Annotated in this window: 18 protein-coding genes; 7 read left to right on the top strand and 11 right to left on the bottom strand. The window is 72.1% G+C overall.

What is annotated here, in order from left to right:
• Window positions 1-28 precede the first annotated feature (28 nt).
• The 4 genes from AC07DO_RS05800 (at window position 29) to AC07DO_RS05785 (ending at window position 3,840) form a co-directional block, all read left to right on the top strand.
• Window positions 29-1,012 (top strand): metallophosphoesterase family protein, encoded by a 984-nt coding sequence (locus AC07DO_RS05800; protein WP_479057339.1) that lies wholly within the window; start codon window positions 29-31, stop codon window positions 1,010-1,012.
• A 20-nt stretch (window positions 1,013-1,032) separates the two neighbouring features.
• Window positions 1,033-2,331 (top strand): MFS transporter, encoded by a 1,299-nt coding sequence (locus AC07DO_RS05795; RefSeq protein WP_479057338.1) that lies wholly within the window; start codon window positions 1,033-1,035, stop codon window positions 2,329-2,331.
• A complete protein-coding gene (locus AC07DO_RS05790) occupies window positions 2,328-3,329 on the top strand; it encodes a TolB-like translocation protein (RefSeq protein ID WP_479057337.1) in 1,002 nt (333 codons plus the stop codon). Before AC07DO_RS05795 ends, AC07DO_RS05790 begins: the two co-directional genes overlap by 4 nt.
• A gap of 97 nt (window positions 3,330-3,426) precedes the next feature.
• Entirely contained in the window at window positions 3,427-3,840 is a 414-nt protein-coding gene (locus tag AC07DO_RS05785; protein WP_479057336.1) for a RidA family protein, read from the top strand.
• Window positions 3,841-3,843: 3 nt separating this feature from the next.
• On the opposite strand, the gene AC07DO_RS05780 is transcribed toward AC07DO_RS05785, so the two are convergent.
• From AC07DO_RS05780 to AC07DO_RS05755, 6 genes are all read right to left on the bottom strand, one after another.
• Window positions 3,844-4,797, bottom strand: a complete 954-nt coding sequence (locus AC07DO_RS05780; RefSeq protein ID WP_479057540.1) for a glycoside hydrolase family 6 protein — start codon at window positions 4,795-4,797, stop codon at window positions 3,844-3,846.
• Between the two features lie 207 nt (window positions 4,798-5,004).
• Window positions 5,005-5,958 carry a prolyl aminopeptidase gene (gene pip, locus AC07DO_RS05775; RefSeq protein WP_479057335.1) on the bottom strand — a complete coding sequence of 318 codons (954 nt, stop codon included), beginning with the start codon at window positions 5,956-5,958 and terminating at the stop codon, window positions 5,005-5,007.
• A 25-nt stretch (window positions 5,959-5,983) separates the two neighbouring features.
• A complete protein-coding gene (locus tag AC07DO_RS05770) occupies window positions 5,984-7,120 on the bottom strand; it encodes a nitrate/nitrite transporter (RefSeq protein WP_479057539.1) in 1,137 nt (378 codons plus the stop codon).
• Window positions 7,121-7,207: 87 nt separating this feature from the next.
• Window positions 7,208-7,939, bottom strand: coding sequence for a uracil-DNA glycosylase (locus AC07DO_RS05765; RefSeq protein ID WP_479057334.1), 732 nt, complete (start codon window positions 7,937-7,939; stop codon window positions 7,208-7,210).
• Between the two features lie 84 nt (window positions 7,940-8,023).
• A complete protein-coding gene (locus tag AC07DO_RS05760; protein WP_479057333.1) occupies window positions 8,024-9,607 on the bottom strand; it encodes a YfcC family protein in 1,584 nt (527 codons plus the stop codon).
• Entirely contained in the window at window positions 9,604-10,974 is a 1,371-nt protein-coding gene (locus AC07DO_RS05755) for a M20/M25/M40 family metallo-hydrolase (RefSeq protein ID WP_479057332.1), read from the bottom strand. The genes AC07DO_RS05760 and AC07DO_RS05755 overlap by 4 nt, the downstream gene beginning before the upstream one ends.
• A gap of 165 nt (window positions 10,975-11,139) precedes the next feature.
• Between AC07DO_RS05755 and AC07DO_RS05750 the strand changes: the two genes are divergently transcribed.
• Window positions 11,140-11,646: an RNA-binding S4 domain-containing protein gene (locus AC07DO_RS05750; RefSeq protein ID WP_479057331.1), complete on the top strand. Its 507-nt coding sequence runs from the start codon at window positions 11,140-11,142 to the stop codon at window positions 11,644-11,646.
• Between the two features lie 40 nt (window positions 11,647-11,686).
• Here the strand turns inward: AC07DO_RS05750 and AC07DO_RS05745 are convergent, their stop codons facing one another.
• Both AC07DO_RS05745 and AC07DO_RS05740 read right to left on the bottom strand, forming a co-directional pair.
• Window positions 11,687-12,382, bottom strand: a complete 696-nt coding sequence (locus AC07DO_RS05745) for a class I SAM-dependent methyltransferase (protein ID WP_479057330.1) — start codon at window positions 12,380-12,382, stop codon at window positions 11,687-11,689.
• Between the two features lie 70 nt (window positions 12,383-12,452).
• Window positions 12,453-13,352, bottom strand: coding sequence for an acyltransferase domain-containing protein (locus AC07DO_RS05740; RefSeq protein ID WP_479057538.1), 900 nt, complete (start codon window positions 13,350-13,352; stop codon window positions 12,453-12,455).
• Window positions 13,353-13,481: 129 nt separating this feature from the next.
• On the opposite strand from AC07DO_RS05740, the gene AC07DO_RS05735 reads away from it, so the two are divergent.
• The gene (locus AC07DO_RS05735; RefSeq protein ID WP_479057537.1) at window positions 13,482-13,742 is read left to right on the top strand and encodes a DUF6343 family protein; all 261 of its coding nucleotides are present in this window, start codon (window positions 13,482-13,484) and stop codon (window positions 13,740-13,742) included.
• A 42-nt stretch (window positions 13,743-13,784) separates the two neighbouring features.
• Here the strand turns inward: AC07DO_RS05735 and AC07DO_RS05730 are convergent, their stop codons facing one another.
• The 3 genes from AC07DO_RS05730 to AC07DO_RS05720 form a co-directional block, all read right to left on the bottom strand.
• Complete coding sequence (locus AC07DO_RS05730; protein WP_479057329.1) at window positions 13,785-14,150, bottom strand: tetratricopeptide repeat protein; 366 nt, start codon at window positions 14,148-14,150, stop codon at window positions 13,785-13,787.
• A gap of 237 nt (window positions 14,151-14,387) precedes the next feature.
• The gene (gene coaE / locus AC07DO_RS05725) at window positions 14,388-14,987 is read right to left on the bottom strand and encodes a dephospho-CoA kinase (RefSeq protein ID WP_479057328.1); all 600 of its coding nucleotides are present in this window, start codon (window positions 14,985-14,987) and stop codon (window positions 14,388-14,390) included.
• Window positions 14,988-15,011: 24 nt separating this feature from the next.
• Window positions 15,012-15,950, bottom strand: a complete 939-nt coding sequence (locus AC07DO_RS05720) for a PAC2 family protein (protein WP_479057327.1) — start codon at window positions 15,948-15,950, stop codon at window positions 15,012-15,014.
• Window positions 15,951-16,183: 233 nt separating this feature from the next.
• On the opposite strand from AC07DO_RS05720, the gene AC07DO_RS05715 reads away from it, so the two are divergent.
• Complete coding sequence (locus AC07DO_RS05715; protein ID WP_479057326.1) at window positions 16,184-17,155, top strand: right-handed parallel beta-helix repeat-containing protein; 972 nt, start codon at window positions 16,184-16,186, stop codon at window positions 17,153-17,155.
• Window positions 17,156-17,159: the final 4 nt, after the last annotated feature.

Genomic DNA, 17,159 nt, shown 5'->3' with positions numbered 1-17,159 from the left:
CCCCCCCACGCCACCCGAGGAGACGGACATGCCGCTCACCCCTCGCGCCACGAATCCCCGCAAGAACTCCGGTAAGAACCCCGGTAAGAACTCCCGCAAGGCGCGCCTGGGCCTCCCCATCGCCGCCGGCGCCTCGCTCGCCCTCGTCGGCGGCGTACTGCTGTGGTCCCCCGCCGGGGAGGCCGACGCCTCTCCCACCGCCGCGGCCCGCGCCGGGTTCACGGCGGTCGCCGCGGGTGACATCGCGGAGCAGTGCACGGCGAGCAGCAGCAGCTGCAAGCACCCCAAGACCGCCGCTCTGGTCAAGCAGATCAACCCGTCCTTCGTGATGACCATGGGCGACAACCAGTACGACGACGCGCGCCTGAAGGACTTCCAGAAGTACTACGACACGACCTGGGGCGCCTTCAAAAACAAGACGCGGCCCGTCCCCGGCAACCACGAGAGCTACGACCCGGCGGGCGCGTTCAAGGGCTACAAGTCCTACTTCGGGTCCGTCGCCTATCCCGAAGGCGAGAGCTACTACAGCTTCGACCAGGGCAACTGGCACTTCATCGCCCTCGACTCCAACAACTTCGACGACGACGAACAGATCGACTGGCTCAAGGACGATCTCGCCGCCAACTCCAAGAAGTGCGTCGCCGCGTACTGGCACCACCCGCTCTTCTCCTCCGGCGAGCACGGCAACGACCCGGTCGGCCGCCCGGTCTGGAAGCTGCTCCAGGCCAACAAGGCCGAGCTGGTCCTCAACGGCCACGACCACCACTACGAACGGTTCGCCCCGCAGAACGCGGACGGCAAGGCCGACGCCGACGGCATCGTCGAGCTGCTCGGCGGCATGGGCGGCGCCAACCCGTACGACATCGAGGAAGTCCAGCCCAACAGCCAGAAGCGGCTCACCGACACCTTCGGTGTCGTGAAGCTGAACTTCACCGACACCGGCTTCTCCTGGAACCTCGTCGGCACGGACGGGTCCACGAAGGACACCAGCCCGTCCTACAGCTGCCGCTGAGCCGGACGAACGCGAACGCCATGTATCTGGCCACCACCGACGCGGTCGCCAAGGCCTCGGAACAGGAACAGTCCGGGGCCCGGCGCGGCCGCGTCGCGGGACCCGTCCTCGCGCTCGGCGCGGTCAGCCTGGTCACGGACATCTCCTCCGAGATGGTCACCGCCGTCCTGCCGCTCTACTTCGTCCTCCAACTCGGCCTCTCCCCTCTCCAGTTCGGCTTCCTCGACGGGCTCTACAACGGAGTCACGGCCCTGGTGCGGCTGGCCGGCGGGTACGCCGCCGACCGCGGCGGCCGGCACAAGCTGGTCGCGGGCGGCGGCTACGCCCTCTCCGCGCTCTCCCGGCTCGGACTGCTCCTCGCGGGCGGCGCCACCGCGGGGATCGGCGCGGCCCTCGCCGCCGACCGCATCGGCAAGGGCGTGCGCACCGCGCCGCGCGACGCCCTCATCTCGCTGAGCAGCCCGCCCGACACGCTGGGCCGCGCCTTCGGTGTGCACCGGGCGATGGACACGACGGGCGCGCTGCTCGGACCGCTCGCCGCCTTCGCGCTGCTGTGGGCGACGGCGGACGCGTACGACGCCGTGTTCGTCGTCAGCTTCTGCTTCGGGCTGCTCGGGGTGCTGATGCTCGTCGCGTTCGTGCCGGGGCACTTGTCGCAGACGCCACCGCGACCGCCGCGACCACCGAGCCCCGCCCCCGACCGCCACCACCCCGCCGCCCCACGTCCTCGCGCCCTGGGTCTGCTCCGCGCCCCCGCCTTCCGGCGCGTCCTCGGCGCGGCGGCTCTGCTCGGCGGCGCCACCATCGGTGACGCGTTCCTCTACCTCCTCCTCCAGCGGCGGCTCGACTTCGCCATCTCGTGGTTCCCGCTGCTGCCGCTCGGCGCCGCCGCCGTCTACCTGTTGCTCGCCGTCCCGGCGGGGCGGCTCGCCGACCGCGTCGGGCGCCGCGTGCCGTTCCTCGCCGGGCACGTCGCGCTGCTCGGCGGTTACGTCCTCCTGCTCGCGCCCACCGACGGCCGGCCTCTCCTCATCGGCGTACTGCTGCTCCTCGGAATCTTCTACGCGGCCACCGACGGCGTGTTGATGGCGTTGGTCGCCCCCGTGGTCGCCCAGGAGCGGCGGGCGAGCGGCATGGCCGTCCTGCAGACCGGGCAGGCCCTGGCCCGGCTCGTCGCCGCGGCCGGGTTCGGTGCGGCGTGGACGTTGTGGGGCGTCGAGACCGCGCTGACCTGCGCGGTGCTCGCCCTGACGGTGGCGGTCGCCGGGGCGGCGGTGCTGCTCCCGCGGTCCGACACATCTTCCGGAGGCCCCTCGTGAAGTCACAGTCCCCCTCCCTCCGCTCCCGCGTCGTCGCCGTGGCCGCCGCGGCGGCGGTCCTCACGGGCGTCGCCGTCACGTACACGCTGCAGGCGGCGGACCGCGCCGCATCAGCCGATGCGACGTCGGAATTCGGCCTGGCCCGCGGCAAGCTCTACTTCCGCAGTACGACGGAGACGGCGGGCCGGGTCGCACGCGTCCCGGTCTCCGGCGGGGGCGGCGGCGCACGCACCGGCGGCGGCCCGTCCTGCGAGCGCTTCTACGCCGCCGCGGGCACGGGGCTGTGCCTGCAACGCAGGTCCGGGATCCCGCCCAAGTCGTACGCGGTCGTCCTGGACGACCGGCTCCGCGAGAAGCGCCGGATCGCCCTGACCGGCATCCCCAACCGGGCGCGCGTCTCGGCGTCGGGCCGGATGCTGTCCTGGACGATGTTCGCCACGGGCGACTCGTACGCGGGCTCGTCGTTCTCCACCCGCACGTCGATCCTGGACACCCGTACGGGTTACCTCATCAAGAACATGGAGGAGATCCCCCTCACCCTCGGCGGCCGCCGCTACCACTCCCCCGACGTCAACTACTGGGGCGTGACCTTCGCGAAGGACGACAACCGCTTCTACGCGACGGTGTCGACGAAGGGCAAGACGTACCTGGTCCGTGGCGACATGGCGAAGTGGTCGGCGACCACCCTGCGTGCCAACGTCGAGTGCCCCTCGCTCTCCCCCGACAACACGCGCATCGCCTTCAAGAAGCGGGTACGAAAGGGGACGCGGGACCCGTGGCGGCTGTACGTCCTCGACCTGCGCACCATGCGCGAGCATCCGCTCGCCGAACAGCACAGCGTCGACGACCAGGCGGCCTGGCTGGACAACGACACCCTCGCGTACGCCCTGCCGGGCGGGAACGGCCGCAAGCAGGACATCTGGACGACCCGGGCGGACGGCTCGGGGAGCCCCGCTCTGCGGGTACGCGGGGGAAGTTCACCGGCGGCTGTGCGGTGAGCCACCTGGAGGGCCGAACCACGAGGCCGCCCCGGGCCGCCTCGCAGCCGGGCGAAAATCGGATGCGTACGCGGCGACGGCCCCGCACGCTCGTCCCATGACCGCACCCGAACGCACCGTCGTCCCCACCCTCTTCCCGCCTCCCGGTTACGCCCACGCCGCCGTCGTCGAGGCCGGCACCCGGCTCGCCTTCATGGCGGGCTCCGTCCCGCTCGATGCCGAGGGGAACCTCGTCGGGGAGGGCGACATCCCCCGGCAGACCGCTCAGGTCATCGCCAATCTCGACGAGGCCCTGCGCGCGGTGGGCAGCGATCTGTCGCAGGTGGTCGCCAGCACGGTGTACGTGGTCGGTGACCAGCCCGAGGCGCTCGGCGCGGCGTGGGAGGTCGTGAGCGGTTCCGCCCTGCACGCCGGGCCGCACACGTCCACCCTGCTCGGCACGTCCTGCCTCGGCTATCGGGGGCAGCTCGTCGAGATCACCGCCACCGCCGGCGTACCCGACCGCCCCTAGGGCCTACCCCCGCGCCCGACTTGCCAGGCCCAGTGCGTACTCCGGCCACCACTGGCCCGCCCGTGGGCCGCCCCGGCACGTTCCGTCCGACTCGCCGGGGCGTTTGATCCACAGGTAGGCGTCGAGGGAGGGGTCGCCGGTTCTGGTGGTGGGGGGTGTGCCGAGGGCGCGGCCGGGCGGGTTGCACCAGGACTGGGCGCCTCGGTACGGGCCGTTTCCGTTGCGGCTGGTGTCGATGACGAAGTGCTTGCCGCCGCCGAGTTCTCGGGCGAGACGGTGGGCGTACGCGGAACTGGTCGCGTCGGTCTGGAAGTTGGAGACGTTCACGGCGAAGCCGTCGGCCTGGGCGATGCCCGCACTGCGCAGCGGGGTGATCAGGCGCCGTTCGTCGGGGATCCAGCCCGCGTTGCCCGCGTCGAGGTACACCTTCGTGTGCGGTTGCCGCTTCAGGCGCTGGACGGCGTAGGCGAGCAGCTCGTACCGTTCGGCCGCGTCCGCGCCCGGGCAGCCCGCCACCAGATGGGCGACCGCGTCCGGTTCGACGATCACGTACGCGCCGCGCGCGCCGAGGCCCGAGGCGAAGTCGTCGATCCACCGGCGGTAGTGCGCCGCGTCCCGGGCCCCGCCCGACGAGTACGCGCCGCAGTCCCGGTGCGGAATGAAGTACGCCACGAGCACCGCCGTGCGTCCCGCCCCGGACGCCGCCTCGACGTGCTCCCGCACCACGGCACCGGCCCCGTCGCTGTGCAGCCAGCCCGCCTGGGGCCGCGTCGCGATGCGTTCGATGAGCCGTGCGTCGCCCTCCCGCCCTGCCCGCCGCCACTGCGCGGCCTGACGGGCGGCGGCGCTCTGCGGGTCGACCCAGAACGCGGGGGCGACGGCATCGGCGGAGGCGGTGCCGGCGGAGCCTGCCCCCACCCCGCCCAGAAGCAGCGCCGCGGCGAGAGCCACCCGCAGGCTGGGGCGGCGAGGAGAGAGGGAAGCAAGACGCGAACGGAGGCGGCGGGGGGACGACGGGGACACCGGGCGGCTCCAGTGGCTCGGCGCCGGTCCTGCCCGGCGCTTTCCCGGAGTCTGCGGTCGGCCCGCCCTCGCGGCACCCCGAACCCCCGCCGCCACGACCACGGTTCACCCGAAAATCACTCCGACGGCCGCCGCTCGGGGTCAGCGCCGACGGAACCGGTCCGTCGCCGCCGTCAGCGCCTCCGCGACACCGCTCGCCCCCGCGTTGTGGCCCGCCAGATCGACGAGCACCAGCTCGCTGTCGGGCCACGCCTGCCGCAGCCGCCACGGGATGCCGAGGAGATTCCCGAAGTCCAGGGTGCCCTGCACCATCACGCCCGGGATGCCCCGGAGGGAATCCGCGTCCCGCAGGACGACCTCGTCGCCGCCCAGCCAGTGGTCGTGGGCGAAGTAGTGCGTGACGGTACGCGCGAAACCGGCCCGGAAGGCCGCGTCCTCGTAGCGCGGCACGGACCGCGGCGGCGCCGGTACGCACGCCGTCTCCCAGTCCGTCCAGGCCCGCGCCGCGGTCGCCCGCACGTCCGGGTCGGGTGACTCCAGGAGCCGGTTGTAGGCGGCGGCCAGGTCCCCGTCCCGCTCCGCCTCCGGCACTCCGTCGCGGAACGCCTCCCACGCCTCGGGGAAGAACCGGCCGAGCCCCCGCGTCAGCAGGTCGACCTCGGCGCGGCTGCCCGTGGCGATGCCCGTGAGGACCAGTTCCGAGACGCGGTCCGGGTACGTCTGCGCGTAACGGAGGCCCAGCACGGACCCGAACGAGACGCCCCACACGAGCCACCGCCCGATGCCCAAGTGACGCCGCAGCAGCTCCAGGTCGGCCGTCAGGTGCTTGATCGTGTTGACGCCCATGTCGGTCGCCGGGTCGCTCGCGTGGGGCGTGGAGCGGCCGGCGCCGCGCTGGTCGAGCAGGACGATCCGGTACGCGTCGGGGTCGAAGTACCGGCGGAACAAGGGCGTACAGCCGGAACCGGGGCCTCCGTGCAGCACCACGGCCGGCTTGCCGTGCGGGTTGCCGCAGGCCTCCCAGTACACGCGGTTGCCGTCGCCGACGTCGAGCATGCCGTGGTCGTAGGGTTCGATATCCGGATAGAGAGCCATCGGGGCAGGGTAACCGCGCCCCGGCTCAATCCGCCTTCGCGTTTCGCATGCGCCCGTAGGCGTACACGCAGCCCGCGAGCGCCAGGTCGGAGAGGAGCATGAAGCCGATCGAGTACGAGTCCTTGGCGCTGTAGATCGCGCCCATGACCAGCGGCGGCAGGAACCCGCCGAGACCGCCCACCGCGCCCACGATGCCGGTGACGGAGCCGACCTGCGCCTGCGGGGTGACCTGGGAGACGAGCGCGAAGACGCTGCCGCTCGCGGTGCCGAGGCCCGCCGCCATGAGCAGGAAGCAGATCGTGCCCACCGGGTTCAGCGTCGGGTCGAAGGCCTGCACGACGGCGAAGAGCGCGACGACCGCGAGAGCGACCGTGGTGACCGTGGCCGGGTGGATCCGGTCGGAGAGCCAGCCGCCGATGGGCCGGAAGATCACGGTGACGAGCGCGAACCCGGCCGCCTTGGTGCCCGCGTCGGTGGGCGAGAGGTCGTACCAGGTCTTCAGGTACGTGGGCAGGTACACCCCGAAGGCGACGATTCCGCCGAAGCCGATCGCGTAGAGGGCGGAGAGCTCCCACGTGACCCTCAGACGTCCCGCCTGCCCGAGCCTGGTGCCGAGGGAGCTGGTGGGGACGGGCCGGTCGGGGCGGTCGGTGATGAGGAGCGAGGCGAGCACCGCGAAGGCGGCGAGGGCGATCGCCACGATGATGAACGGCAGGTTCTCGCCGTGCTTGGCGATGCGCGGGGTGAAGTAGCCGGAGAGCGCCACACCGCCCATGCCCATGCCGAAGACGCCGAGGGCGAAGCCCCTGCGGGCGGGCGGGAACCAGGAGTTCACCAGGGGGATGCCGATGGCGAACGTCGTCCCGCCGAGGCCGAGCAGGAAGCCGACCGCGAGCATCGCGCCGAAGCTGTGCTTGGCCGGGATGATCAGCAGCACCGGACTGATGGTGAGCGCCGAGACGAGGGGGAACATCTTCCGGGCGCCGTACCGGTCGGTGAGGGCGCCGACCGGTACGCGGCCCAGCGAGCCGACGATCACCGGGACGGCGACCAGGAGCGACTGCTCGAAGGAGCTCAGGTTCAGCCGGTCCTTGAAGTCGCTGCCGAGCGGGGCCACCAGGTCCCACGCCCAGAAGGTGAGCGTGAACCCGATGGTCGCCATCGCCAGGTTGCGGTAGGCGGCGCCGGAGGGCTTGGCCGTGCGAGTCTCGTCCACGTCCTCAACGTAGGAATCAGGGCCCGGCGCGGCTCACTGTGCTGGGCCGTTCGGGTGCAGCCCCGCCTCGAAGGCCGCCGTGCGCAACACCTCCCGCAGCATCTTTGGGGTGAGCCGTCCGGTGAACGTGTTGCGCTGGCTGACGTGGTAGCAGCCGAACACGTCGAGCGGCTCCTGCGGCTCCTGCTCCGGGTCGGCCGCGAGCCGCACGTGCGCCCCGTGCCCGAACGTCGGGCGCGGCCTCGGCACCTGCCAGCCCGCCGCGGCGAAGGCGGGGAACGCGGCCTGCCAGCCGAAGCCGCCGAGCACGACGACCGCCCTGAGCGTCGGGGCGAGCAGCTTCAGCTCGCTCACCAGCCAGGAGCGGCAGGTGTCGCGCTCCTGCGTGGTGGGTTTGTTGGCGGGCGGCGCGCAGTGCACGGGTGAGGTGATGCGGGTGCCGTACAGCGTCAGGCCGTCGTCGGCGCTCTCCGCCGTGGGGCGGGAGGCGAGCCCGACGTCGTACAGCGCCGGGTAGAGGAACGCGCCCGAGCGGTCGCCGGTGAACATCCGGCCGGTGCGGTTCGCGCCGTGCGCGGCGGGCGCGAGGCCGACGATGAGGAGCGCGGCGTCGTGCGGCCCGAAGCCGGGCACGGGCCGCCCCCAGTAGTCCCAGTCCTCGAACGCCGCGCGCTTGGTGCGCGCCACCTCCTCGCGCCACGCGACGAGGCGGGGGCAGGCGCGGCACTCGGTGATCCGCTGGTCCAGTTCGCTCAGGCCGTCCATGCCTCCACCGTACGTACGCCCGTGCCGTCCTGGATCATGGCCTGCGCCGCTGCCGCCCCGGATCGGGCCCGGACCGGCGCCCGCTCAGGTCGCCGCCGCCCCCAGCGCCACGAACCCGCAGATCAGCACGGCGAGAACGGCGAGCAGCGGCCACACGAACCGCAGGTACTTGTCGTAGCCGACCTTCGCGAGCGCCACACCGCCGATGGTGACGGCCGTCGTCGGGACCCACAGGTTCATCCAGCCGCTGGCCGCCTGCCAGGCCGTCACGACGACCGCCCGCGAGACGCCGGCGAAGTCGGCGAGCGGGGCGAGGATCGGCATGGCGAGCGTGGCGTGGCCTGAGGTGGAGGGGATCAGGAAGGCGAGCGGCAGGTTCACCAGGAAGACGATGACCGCGAAGAGTCCGGAGGACGTTCCCTTCACGACCCCTTCGATGGAGTGGAGCACGGTGTCCGTGATCTTCGAGTTGTTCATGATCGTCGTGACGCCGCGGGCGAGCAGGATGACCAGCGCGGGCGAGACGAAGTCGGCGGCGCCCTGGATGATCGTCGAGCTGAGCCGCTGCTCCCCCATGCGCGCGACGAGCCCGACGAGGACCGCCGCGCACAGGAAGAGTGCGGCCAGCTGCGGGAAGGACCAGCCGAGTTCGAAGCCGTACGGTGTCGCGTCGGCCTTGCCCGTCAGCGCACTCGACCACGGCACGACCGAGAAGATCATGAAGGCGAAGACGAGGCCCGTGGTGACGAGCACCGCCTTGTGCAGACCGGTGAGCCCGGGCACTTCGGAAGCGTCGTCGGAGGCCCGCTCGCGGTCCCGGTCGCCGGGCAGGAAGCCGGAGAGGGAGCGCTCGGGGTCGCGGCGGACGCGTTGCGCGTAGCGGATGACGTACGCGACGGTGACGCCGGTCAGCACGATCCACATGGCGGAGCGGAGCACGATGCCGTCGCCGAGCGAGATGCCCGCGGCGGACGAGGCGACGCCCGTCGCGAAGGGGTTCACCGTCGAGCAGAGCACTCCGACGCCCGCGCCGAGGATGATCACGCCGACCGCGGTCATGCGGTCGTACCCGAGGGCGAGCATCAGCGGCACGATCAGACCGTAGAAGCCGAGCGTCTCCTCGGCGAAGCCCTCGACCGTGCCGAGGAGCGAGAACACCACCATGACACCGGCGATGAGCAGCGCCCCGCGCTCGCGCAGCCGGTGCGCGAGCCGTGCGATGCCGCGGTCGAGCGCCCCGGTCGCGAAGACGACGGTGATGAACGCGCCGATGGCGAGGACGAAGAGGAAGACCCCGGCGCTGCCGTACAACGAGCCGGTGTTGTCGGGCGCGACCAGCGCGGTCTTCTCGTCCTGGATGCCGTAGAGCCCGTTGACGGGCGACAGGAAGAGGTCGTTGAGGCGGTCGACGAAGGACTGTCCGGAGTCGACGCGGTGGTAAGTGCCCTCTACGGGGGCGCCCGACTTGTTGCGGTCGTACTGTCCCGAGGGGACGAGGAAGGCGAGCAGCCAGACGGCGACGGTGACGATCGCGAGGACGGTCAGGGCGCTGGGGAAGGTGAACTTCGCTTTCTCGGGCGGCTTTCCGTCCAAGGCCGACTCTCCGTCTCGGGGCGGCTCTTCGTCTCGGGGCGGCTCTTCGTCCCGGGGTGGCCGTGCCGTACTCATGCGGCACCGCCTCGCGACTCTCCCTGCTGCCGGAAGCCGTCCGCGTACTCCCGTACGAAGGCGCACAGCGCGATGACCGTGCCGCGCAGCTCCGAGAAGAGGACGCGCTCGTTCGGGGCGTGCAGATTGCACATGCTGTCCTGCGCCCCGAACAGCAGCACCTCGGCGCCGGATGCCGCCTCGGCGAGCCCGTTGACGAGCGGAATGGACCCGCCGGTCGCCACGTACGAGGCGTCCTGCCCCCAGCCCTCCCGCAGCGCGGCGAGCGCGGCACGGTAGGCGGGACCACCGGTGGCGGCCTCGAAGCCGGGCCCGGTGTCGCCGGGCGTGACGGTGAGCGGAACACCGAAGGGCCTGAGGGAGCGCAGGTGTTCCACGAGCCTGCGCTGCGCCTCCCCCGGGTCCTGCCTCGGGTGGAAGCGGAGGTTCAGCTTGGCTCTGGCGTACGGCACCACGGCGGAGGCGGCGTGCTGCACGCTCGGCGCGTCCAGACCGATGACGGTGATCGCGGGCCCGCTCCACAGCCGCTCGCCGAGGCTGCCGCTGCCGACGAGAGGCACGCCCTCGCGCACGCCCGCGAGGGAGCGGAACTCCTCCTCGGTGTACGAGGTACCGGCCCACTCCTCGCGCCGCAGCCCCTCGACGGCGACGTCTCCGTGAACGTCGTGCAGGGTGGCGAGGGCCTTCAGGAGGACGAGCAGTGCGTCGGGCGCCGCCCCGCCGAACTCGCCGCTGTGGCGCGGCTCCTCGAGGGTGCGGACCTCGACGGTCACCTCGGCGGCGCCGCGCAGTCCGGTGGTGAGGGTGGGGGTGCCGGGGCGCAGGTTGCCGAGGTCGGCGATGACCATGGCATCGCAGGCGAACCGCTCCGGGTCGGTGGGCGGGTAGTCGTCGAAGGAGCTGCCGTACTCCTCCTGGCCCTCGATGACGAACTTGATCCCGACCGGCGGCCGCCCCTCGTACGCCCGCACCATCCCGAGGTGCGCGATGACGTTGGACTTGTCGTCCGCGATGCCCCGGGCGCGCAGCCCGCCCTCGACCGGTGTCGGCTCGAAGGGCGGGGACTTCCAGAGCGACGCGTCGCCGGGCGGCTGCACGTCGTAGTGGCCGTAGAGCAGGACGGTCGGGGCGTCCGGCGACGGCGGCGGGATCTCCCCGTAGATCACCGGGGCGGTGTCCGGCAGGTCGAGCCGCTCGACGTGCGGGACCCCGGCGTCGCGCAGCAGCCCGGCCACCAGGTCGTGCGCCTCCTCGACCGGCTCGGCGGGAAACCCCGGGAACGCGATCGAGGGGATCGCGGCGAGCCGTTCCAGGTCGGCGCGGAGTCCGTCCATCAGGCCGTCGACGGTGGCTTCGAAAGACGTCATGGGCAGCACTCCCGGGAGTCGCGTGGCACGTCCGCACGTCCGGACCGTGAAGTCCGGACCGAATTGATGCGATCGGTCCGAATTATCGGCGGCCGGGGTCAGCGGATTCCGGACGGCTCGCCGGGAGGCGGGCATGCCGCGCCGAAGCCGGACTAAGGTCGACACATGGCTTCGGAGACTTCAGGAGACGGCGGACGGAGCGCCGGACCGGGCAGTGGTCCGGACGCCGGACCGGCCGGTGGTCCGAGCAGCGGTCCGGGCGGCGGCCCGAGCAGCGGCCCGGGCAGCGGTCCGGCGGGCGAGGGCTCGGTGCGCGTCGACAGCTGGATCTGGTCGGTCCGCCTGGCCAAGACCCGCTCGGCGGGCGCCGCCGCGTGCAAGGGCGGCCACGTCCGGGTCAACGGGGAGCGCGTCAAGCCCGCGTACGGCGTGCACGTGGGCGACGAGGTGCGCGTACGGCACGCCGGCGGCCGGGAGCGGATCGTCGTCGTGAAGCGCCTCATCCGCAAGCGCGTCGGCGCACCCGTCGCCGTCGAGTGCTACGTCGACAACTCGCCACCCCCGCCGCCCCGCGAGGCGGTCGCCCCCGCGGGCATCCGCGACCGTGGCACCGGCCGCCCCACGAAGCGGGACCGCCGCGAGATGGAGCGGCTCCGGGGAGCGGAGGGCTAGGGCCCGGCTCCGGGAAGCGGAGGCCAGGCCCCGGCGGGCCCTAGGACGCCACCGGGACGGCCCGCACCCACGTGCCGTCGTCCGTGAGGTACGCGTCGACCTTCAGGCCCGCCTCCGCGAGCGCCGTCTCGAACTGTTCCTTGTCGAGGGGTCTGGCGCGGAACGTCTGCGTCCATTCGGCGTCCGGGAAGACGTACTCCGCGTAGACCTCGTTCACGCCGTCGCCGACCGGCGTCGCCGAGACGATCCGCACCGTGTAGCCACCCGGGTCGACGCGCTCCCTCGGCAGGTTCGTGTGATAGTCCGCGCCCTCCCGCTGGATCAGCACGCACCCCTGGTCCGTGACGTGGTTACGGCAGACGCGCAGCATCCCGCGCCGGACCGCCGCGTCGCCCGTGTGCACGAGGAACGACGCGAGCATCACCACGGGGAACTTCTCGTCCAGGTCGAGCTTCTCGATGGGACTGCGGACCGTCCGCACCCCGCCGTCGAGCACGGCGACCTTCTCCAGCATCTCGGCGGACTCGTCCACGGCCGTCACCCGGAAACCCCGCTCCAGGAGCGGACGGGTCACCCGGCCCGCACCGCAGCCCAGCTCCAGGATGTGCGCCCCGGCGGGCACCGCGGCCTCGATGACATCGGGCTCGTCCCCGACGGACAGGCGCGCGTACAACTCGACCGCGCACCCGTCCGGCGTGATCGCGCCCGGTCCTGTCCCCTCGTATCCCTCACGCATCTCCACGCTCATGCCCGCCCAACGAGGCGTGCGGGGCGTCCGGTTCCCCGCACCCGTGGCGTCCCGCCGGCTACAGCGGGAACCAGCCATGCCCCGTGTACCAGTGGCCGCCCGCCCGCAGATGGTCGCCGACGGCCCTCTCCACCCGGGTACGCCTGGGAAGTCCGGCCACGGGAAGGTCCCGGTCGCCGAAGACGAAGGCGACGGGGTCGCCGTCCGACGACTCCTGCCCGTACCCGCCCGCCGGACGGAATCGCCGCTGGAAGCGGACGATGTTCGAGTCGTCGGGAAGGTACGTCCGCAGCTGTGGGTCGAGCAGCCAGGAATGGCAGACGGCTGTCTCGAATCGTTCCTCGGGGAAGTGGCGGGCGAAGAACTCCCGGGCCAGGGATATCGACCGATCGCACGCCTCGGGCGTCAACGCGCCCCGGAAATCGGTGATGTGGACGTTCAGGCAGGGGTCCCCCGGGCCCGCCCGGTGCCCGGCCGCCGCGGTCGCGCCGCCCATGCGCCCGCCCAGCACGGCACGCTGGAACTGCAGCCTCCCCAACTGGTAGAGCTCGCCCCGGAAGTGCAGGCCGAGCCAGTCGGGCACGAGGAGCCCACGGCTGCCGCGCGCCCTGCGGTGCACCGCCAGGTGGCGCCCGAGGTCGGCGAGGGTGCGCCGCGACACGTCGTCGGGGATGCCGCGGCCGCGGTGGTACGCACGCACGTGCTCCAGCGCCGCCACGTACACGTACACGAAGAAGCAGCGCCCGAGCTCGCCCCACGCCTCGGGCAGCACGGGCAGGCGGCCACCGCCGACCTTCCCCATGTCGCGCACGACGGCGTCCGTGCAGCGGTCGAGCAGCCAGCGCGCTTCCGGATCGGCCCACAAGCGGCCGCGCAGCGCCACCAGCGGGTTGATGTCCTCGTGGGGCACGGCGAGATCGAGGAGCACCTCAGGGAGTGCGTCGGCGTCCGGAAGCACCGCGGCGGCCCGTGGCTCCCCGGCGCTCTCCAGGTCCCTCAGCCACGCGGCGAGATGTTCCTCGGCCCTGAGCGCTTCCAGCACGTTCCCACCCTCCTTATCCTGTAAGGGAGGAGATGACCTCCCATGATGCGTACAGGCAGTGAACCGGTGACCGCACGCAGTCCCCTGCGGATGCGTCTCTGGTTCAGCGTATGGGGCCTGGCCTGGGCCGTCTTCGGCACCGTGACCTTCGCGCTCGCCGGCCGGACGGGGTGGGCGGTGGTGTGCGGGGCGCTGCTCGTCGTGATCGCAGCCGACATGGCGTGGGTCGTACACCGGATGCGGCAGGGCCCGCACTACCAGCCGGGCAGGAGCGTACCGCCGTACGAACCGCCCGGCGCCCGGTAGCCACCGGATGCCGGGCAGGTCGAGATCGAGGTCGACGTGCGCCTACTGCTCGTCGAAGCGGGCCGCCGCCAGATAGTCGGGCTGCGGGTCGAGGGCGGCCGCGAGCCGGAAGTGGCGGCGCGCCTGGTCGGGCCGCGCGCCACGTTCGTAGGTGCGGGCCAGCGCGAAGTGCGCGAACGCGTTGTCCGGCTCACGCTCCAGGACGATGCTGAACTCCAGCTCGGCGGCGCGCAGTTGCGCGGCGGCGAAGAAGGCGCGGGCCCGCAGCAGACGGGCGGCCGTGTTCTCGGGGTGGGCGGCGATGACGGTGTCGAGCAGTTTCACCGCGCCGCGCGGGTCCCGGGCGGCAAGAAGCTGCTCAGCCGCCCGGAAGTCGATGACATGGGTCTCCGGGGTGATTTCGGGCACGCCGGGCTCCTTCCCTCGCTCCCCCGCGTCAACGCCCGCCGCACCCCGCCCTATTCCGCTCGGGCGTGAACTCGTGCCCCACACGCGCGTGCGGCGTGACAGCGGTTCGCTGCCTCAGCCCACCGTCACGGCGAGAACCGCCCCGAGCACCACCAGCGCGATGCCCGCGCCGACGAAAGCCCGGTCGGGTCGACACCGGTGCGCTCGCCGCCGATCAGCGCCGCCGCAATGCGGGTGCTACGCGCGTGCCCTTCGTTCCAGGTCTGCCCAGACCTCGCCGACCCTCTCCTGGAGGCCTTCCAGCGGGCCGTCGTTGTCGATCACGATGTCCGCGATCTCCAGACGCTTCTCGCGCGTGGCCTGGGCGGCCATCCGCGCGCGGGCGTCCTCCTCGCTCATGCCGCGCAAGCGCACCAGACGGTCCAACTGGGTGGCGGGACTCGCGTCGACGACGATCACGAGGTCGTAGAGCGGTGCGAGGCCGTTCTCGGCGAGGAGGGGCACGTCGTGGACGACGACGGCGTCGCCGGACGCGGCCTGCTCGAGCTCGGCGGAGCGGGCGCCCACGAGGGGGTGCACGATCGCGTTGAGGGCGGCCAGCCTCTCGGCGTCCGCGAAGACGACCGCGCCCAGCTTCGGCCGGTCCAGCGAGCCGTCCGGAGCAAGAACCTCCGGCCCGAAGGCCTCAACAACGGCCGCGAGGCCGGGGGTTCCGGGCTCCACGACTTCCCGCGCGATCTTGTCCGCGTCGATCAGCACGGCTCCGGACGCGACGAGCAGCCGCGACACCTCGCTCTTGCCGGCACCGATGCCGCCGGTCAGGCCAACTTTCAGCATGCCCGGAAGCATAGGGCCCCGGCTTTACGCGTCGCCCTCGCGCTCGGCGAGGAAGCGTTCGAAGTCGCGGCCGATCTCGTCCGCCGACGGGATGTCGAGCGGCTCGGCGAGCATGTTGCCCCGCTCCTGCGCGCCCGCGGCCGCGTCGTACTGATGCTCCAGGCCCTGGACGAGCGCGACGAGTTCCTCGTCGCCCTCCTGGACCTGCCGGTCGATCTCGGTCTGCGTCCGGTGCGCCTCGGTGCGCAGTCCGTGGGCGACGCTCGGCAGCACCAGGCCGGTCGCGGCCGTGATGGCCTCGAGGACCGTGAGGGCGGCGTCGGGGTACGCGGAGCGCGCGATGTAGTGCGGCACGTGCGCGGCGACACCCAGCACGTCGTGGCCCGCCTCCAGGAGGCGGTACTCCACGAGGGATGCCGCGCTGCCCGGCACCTGCGCCTCGTCGAAGGGGCTGCGGTGGCCGGGCACCAGGTCGGTGCGGTTGCCGTGCGGGGTGAGGCCCACGGGGCGCGTGTGCGGCACGCCCATGGGGATGCCGTGGAAGTTCACGGAGAGCCGCACGCCGAGCCGCTCCACGATCTGCTGGACGGCCGTCGCGAACCGCTCCCACTCGACGTCGGGCTCGGGCCCGGAGAGCAGCAGGAAGGGCGCGCCGGTGGCGTCCTGGACGAGGCGGACTTCGAGCGCCGGCACCTCGTAGTCGCTCCAGCGGTCGCGCCGGAAGGTGAGCAGCGGGCGGCGGGCGCGGTAGTCCACGAGCCGGTCGTGGTCGAACCTGGCCACCACCTGCCCGGGAAGGCTCTCCGTGAGCCGCTCGACGATCTGGTCGCCGGTTTCGCCCGCATCGATGTATCCGTCGAAGTGGTAGAGCATGACAAGTCCGGCCGACTCCTGGGCGAGCGCCATGTCGACGACGGCGAGACCCTTCGGCTCCCATGCGTACAAACCCTGCGGATCAAGCACTGTGACCGCTCCTCCTCGTGTTCGTAGTGAAGAACACGCGCAGCGTCACGGGCATTCCCGTCGGCTCTCGCGCAGCCTCGGAGTCGTCCTTGCGCAGCCTCGGAGTTGAAGAGCTGGTCCATACCTTGACGCGGACATGCCCTCACTCTACGTTCATAGCCACATCCAACGTTCATGTACGAGAACACACCCACGAGCGTATTCCGCACCCCGCCGACGGGAAGGCCACACCCATGCGCACCCGACGCCCGCTGCTCACCGCCCTGTTCGCCGCAACAGCCACCGCGGCGCTCCTGACCGCGCCCTCCGCTGCGACCGCCTCACCCTCGCCGGCGCGGACCATCGAGGTCTCCACGGCCGCCGAGCTGAAGGCGGCCCTCGGCGACGCCTCCCCCGGCGACACGATCCACCTCGCCGACGGAACGTACTCCGGGAACTTCAAGACCTCCATGGCGGCGAGCGCCAACTCCCGCATCACGCTGACCGGTTCGTCGAAGGCCGTGCTCAAGGCGGGCGGCGGCTACGGCCTCCACCTGAACGGCGCCGCGTACTGGACGGTCAAGGGCGTCACCGTCACCGGCGGCCAGAAGGGCATCATGATCGACTCCGCGCGGGGCGTCGTCATAGAGACCGTCACTGTCCACGGCCTCGACATGGAGGGCGTCCACTTCCGCAAGTCGAGCAGCGACGGTGTGATCAAGGATTCGCGGATCTACGACACGGGGAACGACGACCGCGGCATGGGAGAGGGCGTCTACGTAGGCACTGCCAACACGCTGACCGACAACAGCGACCGCGTTCAGATCCTCGGCAACACGATCGGCCCGGACGTGGGCGGCGAGGCGGTCGACCTCAAGGAGGGCACCACGGGCGGCAAGGTCTCGGGCAACACGTTCGACGGCAGGGGCCTGACCGGCAACCACTACGACGACTCGTGGATCGACGTGAAGGGGAACAACTACGTCGTCGAGAACAACACGGGCAAGAACACCACGAACAACGGCTACGAGACCCACTCCCAGCAGTCCGGCTGGGGCTGCGGCACGGTCTTCCGCGGCAACAGGTCCACCCTGACGGGCGCGACGGGCGACAAGCAGCTGGCGATCAACGTGACGAACCAGAGCACATCGTGCACGACCACGGTCTACGCCGGCAACACGGTGACGGGCGGCAGGGGCCTGACGAACATCCCGGTGACTCCGTAACGGC

It is taken from the genome of Streptomyces sp. NPDC045678 (assembly GCF_056432085.1).
The sequence above is the reverse complement of the archived record's forward strand: the minus strand, read 5'-3'. Positions and strand labels throughout refer to the sequence as shown.

Excerpts from the sequence above, each read along its gene's own strand:
- AC07DO_RS05800 (WP_479057339.1), top strand. The coding sequence starts at position 29 with ATGCCGCTCACCCCTCGCGCCACGAATCCCCGCAAGAACTCCGGTAAG.
- AC07DO_RS05795 (WP_479057338.1), top strand. The coding sequence starts at position 1,033 with ATGTATCTGGCCACCACCGACGCGGTCGCCAAGGCCTCGGAACAGGAA.
- AC07DO_RS05785 (WP_479057336.1), top strand. The coding sequence starts at position 3,427 with ATGACCGCACCCGAACGCACCGTCGTCCCCACCCTCTTCCCGCCTCCC.
- pip (WP_479057335.1), bottom strand. The coding sequence starts at position 5,958 with ATGGCTCTCTATCCGGATATCGAACCCTACGACCACGGCATGCTCGAC.
- AC07DO_RS05770 (WP_479057539.1), bottom strand. The coding sequence starts at position 7,120 with ATGGCGACCATCGGGTTCACGCTCACCTTCTGGGCGTGGGACCTGGTG.
- AC07DO_RS05765 (WP_479057334.1), bottom strand. The coding sequence starts at position 7,939 with ATGGACGGCCTGAGCGAACTGGACCAGCGGATCACCGAGTGCCGCGCC.
- AC07DO_RS05760 (WP_479057333.1), bottom strand. The coding sequence starts at position 9,607 with ATGAGTACGGCACGGCCACCCCGGGACGAAGAGCCGCCCCGAGACGAA.
- AC07DO_RS05755 (WP_479057332.1), bottom strand. The coding sequence starts at position 10,974 with ATGACGTCTTTCGAAGCCACCGTCGACGGCCTGATGGACGGACTCCGC.
- AC07DO_RS05750 (WP_479057331.1), top strand. The coding sequence starts at position 11,140 with ATGGCTTCGGAGACTTCAGGAGACGGCGGACGGAGCGCCGGACCGGGC.
- AC07DO_RS05745 (WP_479057330.1), bottom strand. The coding sequence starts at position 12,382 with ATGCGTGAGGGATACGAGGGGACAGGACCGGGCGCGATCACGCCGGAC.
- AC07DO_RS05735 (WP_479057537.1), top strand. The coding sequence starts at position 13,482 with ATGCGTACAGGCAGTGAACCGGTGACCGCACGCAGTCCCCTGCGGATG.
- coaE (WP_479057328.1), bottom strand. The coding sequence starts at position 14,987 with ATGCTGAAAGTTGGCCTGACCGGCGGCATCGGTGCCGGCAAGAGCGAG.
- AC07DO_RS05715 (WP_479057326.1), top strand. The coding sequence starts at position 16,184 with ATGCGCACCCGACGCCCGCTGCTCACCGCCCTGTTCGCCGCAACAGCC.